The 6,452-nt window shown below is 73.2% G+C and carries 6 protein-coding genes; 2 read left to right on the top strand and 4 right to left on the bottom strand.

The window, feature by feature from the left end:
* From K6I33_RS29650 to K6I33_RS29640, 3 genes are all read right to left on the bottom strand, one after another.
* Positions 1 to 941: AfsR/SARP family transcriptional regulator (locus tag K6I33_RS29650; RefSeq protein WP_229357629.1), on the bottom strand; the 941-nt coding region annotated here is incomplete at its 3' end.
* Between the two features lie 146 nt (positions 942 to 1,087).
* A complete protein-coding gene (locus K6I33_RS29645; RefSeq protein ID WP_229357628.1) occupies positions 1,088 to 1,795 on the bottom strand; it encodes an RraA family protein in 708 nt (235 codons plus the stop codon).
* Positions 1,796 to 1,929: 134 nt separating this feature from the next.
* Positions 1,930 to 2,628: a transglycosylase SLT domain-containing protein gene (locus tag K6I33_RS29640; protein ID WP_229357627.1), complete on the bottom strand. Its 699-nt coding sequence runs from the start codon at positions 2,626 to 2,628 to the stop codon at positions 1,930 to 1,932.
* A gap of 473 nt (positions 2,629 to 3,101) precedes the next feature.
* Here K6I33_RS29640 and K6I33_RS29635 point away from each other — a divergent pair, with 473 nt between their 5' ends.
* Positions 3,102 to 3,755, top strand: coding sequence for a rhomboid-like protein (locus K6I33_RS29635; RefSeq protein ID WP_229357626.1), 654 nt, complete (start codon positions 3,102 to 3,104; stop codon positions 3,753 to 3,755).
* A 343-nt stretch (positions 3,756 to 4,098) separates the two neighbouring features.
* The gene (locus K6I33_RS29630; protein ID WP_229357625.1) at positions 4,099 to 5,679 is read left to right on the top strand and encodes a M4 family metallopeptidase; all 1,581 of its coding nucleotides are present in this window, start codon (positions 4,099 to 4,101) and stop codon (positions 5,677 to 5,679) included.
* Between the two features lie 84 nt (positions 5,680 to 5,763).
* On the opposite strand, the gene K6I33_RS29625 is transcribed toward K6I33_RS29630, so the two are convergent.
* A partial coding sequence (locus tag K6I33_RS29625) for a lanthionine synthetase LanC family protein (RefSeq protein WP_308297347.1) occupies positions 5,764 to 6,452 on the bottom strand: 689 nt, incomplete at its 5' end.

Below are 6,452 nucleotides of genomic sequence, written 5' to 3'. Positions count from 1 at the left end.
GCGGGCGGGAGCGCGCCGGCGGGACGCGCGGCGGCGAGTTCGAGCAGCGCGGCGGCGCGGGACATCACCAGGTCGCGTCCGGTGAAGTCGGCGATGTCGGAGGGGAGCCGGGGGTCCGGCCGCCAGACGGCCACGGGCCGTACCGGCTGGACGGGCCGGCCGGGCACGTCGCCCAGCGCCGGGTCCCTGGTGAGGACCGCGCGGTGCAGTCTGCGCAGTTCGTCGCCGGGTTCAAGGCCGAGCTCGTCCCGGAGGGCGGCGCGGGCGAGGGCGTACGACTTGAGCGCGTCGCCCGGCCGGTGGCAGCGGTACTGGGCCACCATCAGCTTGGCCCACAGGGACTCGCGCAGCGGGTCGCGTTCCACCTGTGCCAGCAACTGGCCGACGAGTTCGCGGTGTTCGCCGAGGGCGAGCCGGGTCTCGGCGTAGTCCTCGAAGGCGGTCAGCCGGGCCTCCTCAAGGCGTGCCACCTCGATCTGGAGGGCCTCGTGGTGCGTCACCCGGTCGAACGCGCGGCCGCGCCACAGCGCGAGCGCCTCCCGCAGATTGCAGACGGCTCTGCGCTGGTCGCCTTCCGCCAGCGCGGCCCGCCCCCGGGCGACCAGGTCCTCGAACCGGTACAGGTCCAGCTCGTCGGGGTCGACGCGCAGTTGGTAGCCGCGGTGGCCCAGACTCAGCCGGTCCTCGCCGGAGGCGGGGCCGAGCACCCTGCGCAGCGCGGCGACGTAGCTGCGGACGTTGGCGTGGGCGGAGGCGGGCGGGCTCTCCCCCCAGATCTCGTCGCACAGGCGGTCCGCGGACACGGCGGTGTTGGCGTTGACCAGCAGCGTGGCGAGCAGGGTGCGTTGTTTCGGCCCGCCGAGCGGCAGGGCACGGCCGTCGGCGACGGCCTCGAGCGGCCCCAGCACCTTGAACTCGACGCGCGGAACCTCGACCCGCATGACCACCCTTCCACCGGCCGCACGGCAGAGCGCGTCACCGCTCCGCCGTGCGTCACTCGAACGAACATCAGCTCGTCAACCATAGGGTGAAATACGGTGCCGAATGTTCCACTTACGCGGTGCTTACCGTGGTGGACGGGTCCGGCCTACTCCTCGATGGCCCCGCCCACGGCCCGCAGGTGGTCACGGAACGTCAGTGACGGGTCCTCGCGGCGCCCGGCGAGGTAGGCGCCGAAGCTCACCTGCTCGCGCAGGGACACGCCCGCGCGGATGCGCTCGGCCTGGCGGCGCTCGGTGTCGCGGATCGTCTCCGCGAGCGCGACGAGTTCTCCGGCGCGGTCGGCGGGCAGGAACAGCACGCCGTCGTCGTCACCGACGACCACGTCCCGCCGGCCAACTGTCCACTCCCCCACCGTGGCGGACTCCAGCGCGTCGTCGGGCCGGGCGTCGAGACACAGGGGGCCGGTCGGGATCGCGCCGAGGCTGAAGACCGGCAGCCCGATCGCCCGGATGTCGGCGGTGTCGCGGTGCAGCCCCCAGATGACGACGCCCTCCAGCCCGGCGCCGCGGGCCTCCAGCACCGCGAGGTCGCCGACGCACGCCTCGTCGAGCCGGCCGGCGTTGTCGACCACGAGGACGTCGCCGGGCGCGGCGTTCTCGAACGCCTCCAGGAAGACGTCGACGCTGCCGGCGTGCCGGGCGGGCAGCACCCGGCCGGCCAGCCGCGCCCCGGGCTCCACGGCGCTCAGCGCGGCGGGACCGCAGCGCACCGGGACCCGGGCGCGTACGCACGCGTCGGCCAGGTGGGCCGTGGTCAGGGACGCGCAGCGCTTGCGGAGCTCGTGGTGGTCCATGCGGTCTCCCCCATCCTCATGTCACGCTTCCGGCGCCAGTGTAGGCACGCGGGTGCATAACGGAAGGGCGGCGGCACCCCGGTGGTGGGGTGCCGCCGCCCTTCGCGGTGCGGGGTCTCTATGCAGTGCGCGGATCAGTACGCGGAGTTGACGTTGTCCATGGAGCCGTACTTGTCGGCGGCGTAGGCGCAGGAGGCGGTGATGTTGGCGACCGGGTCGTAGATGTTCCAGGACGTGCCCTCGACGTGATACGCCTTGAACGTCGGGTCGATGATCTGCAGCAGGCCCTTGGACGGCACACCGTTGACAGCGTTGACGTCCCAGTCGTTGATGGCGTTGGGGTTGCCGGTCGACTCGCGCATCACGTTGCGCTTGATGCCCTCGTACGAGGCCGGGATGCCCTTGGCACGCAGGACGTCCAGGGACTCCTTGATCCAGCCGTCCAGGTTGTCCGCGTAGGCCTTGGGGGCCGGGGCGGCGGGCTTGGCGGCGGGCGCGGCCGGCTTCAGGGCCTTGCGCTCGGTGGAGCGGCTGGCGGCCTCCTTGGCGGCGCGCTCCTTGTCGGCGTCGGTCTTGGCGGCGGCGGTCTTCTTGGCCTCGGCGGTGACCTTGGCCTGCGCGATGGCGGCGTCCGTCTGCTGGGTGAGCTCGGCCTGCTGGGTCTCGCCGAAGGAGTCGGCGTTCCAGGCGACGGTCTTCACGTCGTGGTTGCCGGCGGCGGTGGCCGGGACGGCGGCCAGAGCGACACCGGCACCGGCGGCCACGATGATGGCGGCGGCGGAGACCTTGTGGGCCTTGGGCAGACGGGTATAGCCGGAGATGGTGGAGCGCATAGCTGAGCTGAACCTTCCAATCGCGTAATCGCCGGTGGCCGTCATTGGCGCAATAAAAGCGCCGCGTCTCGATCGACGGCGCCAGGCGACTCCGCAATTGTTAGCGGCGGCGGATCCGGCTGGCAAAGGTGCGACCTACTACGCGGCACCCCCAGGAACGAGGTCCAGACCACACCGGAATGTCCGTTTTGCACCGCATGGATGAGGTCGGCGCTCCACTAGCCGTCTTCGTATGTGATCCAGCTCCCATGAGCGGCCTCACAGCGGGCGCCCCCGCCGACAGCTCGTGGTGACCGGACGCGCACGACGCGTTCCCGGCCGGTGTGGGCCGGGAACCGCTCCCGCCCGGGCGCTTATCCCGGCGTGACGACCCTCCGGGTTAGGGTCGTCACCCTCCGGGCGGACGCCCGGGAAATACGCCCGCCCCCGCGGCGGGCGACGGCACACGAGCAGGCGGCGGCACAAAGGTGAAGATGGCGGCTCGGCGGACGACGGCCCGGTCCATGGCCCTGGCCCGGCGGCTCCCGGCCACGACGGTGTACGTGACCCTGCTCCTGGCGACGGCGGCCTGGCTGGCGAGCCGGCCGCTCCGGGAGCAGGCCCGCTTCATCCGGCACAACAGCAGCAACCTTCACCACCTCGAAGTGGGCAAGTGGTGGACCCTCATCACCAGCGGGCTGGTCGTGGACGGCGTGCCCGTACTGCTCGGCGTCGCGGCGGTGGCCGCCGCGCTCGGCCTGGCCGAGTGGCGCTGGGGCACGCTGCGCGGCATGGGGACGTTCCTCTTCGGCCATGTCGTGGCGACCCTCCTCACGGAGGGTGTGATGTGGCTGATGCGGCTGGCCCACCTGCCGGGAGCCCTCACGCGGGCCCGCGACGTGGGCATCAGCTACGGGCTGGTCGCCACCGTGGGCTGCCTGCTGGCACTCTCCGGGCCCCGTGTGCGCCGCTACGGCCTCTCGGCCCTCACCGCGCTGCTCACCGTCGCCTGGGTGGTCGACCACGAACTGGCCGACGCCGGGCATCTCGTGGCCCTGGGACTGGGGGTCGCGGCCTCCCGCAGCCACTGGCTCCGGGACCGGGCGACGACGGCCCGCCGTACCGCCCGGGCGGACACGACCGCGTAGCGCGCGAACCCCCACGGAGGCCGAACTCCCCCCGGCCGTCCGTTAATCGGTGACACTCCCCCATCCATCGGTCAACTCACGACCAACTCTTCGCCGTGGACCTGCCAAGTACACGGATTCGGTGGCACGCTCACCACGGCTCGTTTCGAACGGGCCTCGAACGACCCCACCGAACGCGTCAAACGCACCGAACGCACAGCAGGCACCACCCCGGCGGCAATCCGCCGCCGGGCCGGAGCAGGCCGTCGGAGAACGGCCGGGCCCAAGGAGTTCGCGTGAGACCCCCCCCCATGACGACCGCCGTTCCGCCCTCCGTACGTCCCGTACCTCCCGCCGGTCGCGGATGAGCGCGGCGTTCGTCGCCGCGGCCGCGATGGTGGCCGCGGGCGTCCAGGCCGGCACCGCCGGCGCCGCGCCGGGTACGGCGGCCGGTGCCGCCCCGGCGTCCCCCGCCCAGCGGACCGCCCTGATATCCGCCGCCCAGGACGGCGCCGGGGCCACCGCCCGGTCGCTGGGCCTCGGCACACAGGAGCGGCTGGTCGCCAGGGACGTCGTCAAGGACGCCGACGGCACCGTGCACACCCGCTACGACCGGACGTACGCGGGGCTGCCCGTCCTCGGCGGCGACCTGGTCGTGCACGTCAAGGGCGACCGGCGCAGCGTCACCAGGGCGACGTCCCGGAGCATCGCCGTGCCCAGCACCACCCCCAAGGTCCCCGCCGCGACCGCGCAGCGGGCCGCGCTCGCGCACGCCTCCGGCGCCAGCCTCGCCCGCCCCGCCCAGGACACCGTGCGCAAGGTCGTCTGGGCCGCCTCCGGCAAGCCGGTGCTGGCCTGGGAGTCGGTGGTGACGGGAACGCAGAAGGACGGCACCCCGAGCCAGTTGCACGTCATCACCGACGCCGACAGCGGCAAGAAGCTCTACGCCTTCGACGGCATCGAGACCGGCACCGGTACGGGGCAGTACAACGGCCGGGTCACCATCGGCACGACGAAGAGCGGCAGTTCGTACCAGCTGCTCGACAACACGCGCGGCGGGCACCGGACCACCGACCTCCGCCAGGGCACCTCCGGCAGCGGCACGCTCTTCACCAGCTCCTCCGACGTCTGGGGCAACGGCAGCGTGAGCAACCGGCAGACCGCCGCCGTCGACGCCCACTACGGCGCGCAGGAGACCTGGGACTTCTACAAGCAGATCTTCGGCCGCAACGGCATCCGCAACGACGGCGTCGCGTCCTACTCCCGCGTCCACTACGGCAACAGCTATGTGAACGCCTTCTGGGACGACAGCTGCTTCTGCATGACCTACGGCGACGGCCAGGGCAACACCCACCCGCTGACCTCCCTCGACGTCGCGGGCCACGAGATGACCCACGGCGTCACCTCGGCCACCGCGGGCCTGGAGTACAGCGGGGAGTCCGGCGGCCTCAACGAGGCGACCAGCGACATCTTCGCCACCGGTGTCGAGTTCTTCGCCAACAACCCGAACAACCCGGGCAACTACCTCATCGGCGAGAAGATCGACATCAACGGCAACGGCACCCCGCTGCGCTACATGGACCAGCCCAGCAAGGACGGCGTCTCCCTCGACTACTGGAGCCCCGACGCCGGCGGCGTCGACGTCCACTACTCGTCGGGCATCGCCAACCACTTCTTCTACCTGCTCTCCGAGGGCAGCGGCACGAAGACGGTCAACGGCGTCACCTACGACAGCCCCACCTACGACGGCTCCTCCGTCCCCGGCATCGGCCGGGACAAGGCCCTGGCCGTCTGGTACAAGGCGCTGACGACGTACATGACGTCGACCACCGACTACGCGGCCGCCCGCCAGGCCACCCTCCAGGCCGCCGCCGACCTCTACGGCAGCGGCAGCACCGAGTACCAGGTCGTCGGCAGCACCTGGACCGCCGTCAACGTCGCCTGACGCGACCGGCACCGCGACCACGACACCCCCGCCGCCGCGCCCCCACCGGGCGCGGCGGCGGCCCGCGACCCGGCCACGGGCGCGTCACGCGATCAGCAGGGCACGGTCCCAGCCGGTCGCCGGGGCGGTGTCCGTGGCGAACGTGCGCAGGGCCAGCGCCGTACCCGCGGCGCCGGTGAGGAAGCCGGCGCGGTCGGCCGTCAGGCCGTGCACCGGACGCGGCGGCCGCAGGCCGAACGGCTCCTCGGGCGCGGACCACGCCAGGGCGCGCCGGGCGAGCCAGGGCAGGGCGCCGCGCAGCCAGGGGTCGCCGGAGTCGTCGGCCATGCGCCAGGTGACCTGGAGGGTGCCGCCCCAGCCGTGGCACAGCCCCGGGTCCGTCGAACCGCCGTCTTCCTCCGCCCGCGCCCGGTCGAGCGCCGAGCGGAGGCCGGCCAGCGCCGTGCTCCGCCATTCCGCCATGTCCAGGGCCCGGCCGGCGAGGTACAGCGCGCGGCAGACGCCCACCGCTCCGTAGCACCAGGCCGGGCGGTCCGGGGCGCCGTCGGTCACGGCGCTCGTGCCGCCCGCCGGATCCAGCGCGAGCGCCCGGGGCCACCGGGCGCCCCGCTCGTCGTGCGCGGCGATGCCCGTCAGCCAGCCGGCGAGCGTGCGCATGGCCGCCTCCTGCCCGGGGACGGCGACGCCGCGTTCCCATGCGAGGGCGAACAGGGCCAGCGGCCCCGGGGCGCCGTGGGCGAGCCCGGCGTTGGCGTGCCCGGCCTCGGGGGTGG

Origin of the sequence: Streptomyces sp. UNOB3_S3, from assembly GCF_020740895.1 — a bacterium.
In the GTDB taxonomy this organism is placed as follows: Bacteria; Actinomycetota; Actinomycetes; order Streptomycetales; family Streptomycetaceae; genus Streptomyces.
Note: the sequence above shows the minus strand (reverse complement) of the source record. Positions and strands in the feature narration are given on the sequence as shown.